This window comes from Pseudomonas sp. AC463 (genome assembly GCF_979253585.1).
In genome coordinates this window covers 1-278 of record NZ_CEEDDZ010000526.1, presented here as the reverse complement: position 1 = coordinate 278, position 278 = coordinate 1, and the positions used below count along the sequence as shown (strand labels likewise).

The 278-nt window shown below is 68.0% G+C and carries 1 protein-coding gene; it reads right to left on the bottom strand.

What is annotated here, in order from left to right; translation table 11 throughout:
• The coding region (locus AC0IYH_RS31260) for an SDR family NAD(P)-dependent oxidoreductase (RefSeq protein ID WP_471838091.1) at positions 1 to 278 on the bottom strand (278 nt) is incomplete at both ends.

Sequence of the window (278 nt, the reverse complement as noted above, 5' to 3'; positions counted from 1 at the left end):
AGCCCTCCACCGCGTGCTTCGATGCGGCATAATAGCCGGAGCCGGGGAAGCCGACGAGGCCGGCGACGGAGGTGACGTTGATGACATGCCCGGCCGCCTGCGCGCGCATCGTCGGCAGGATTGCGCGAGTCAGCGCGAACAGGCCGAAGACGTTGGCGTCGAACTGGGCGCGGATCTCGGCATCGTCACCCTCCTCGATGCTCGCCTGATAGCCATAACCGGCATTGTTCACGAGCACGTCGATCCGGCCGAACCGCTCCAGCGCGGCCGCGACCGCC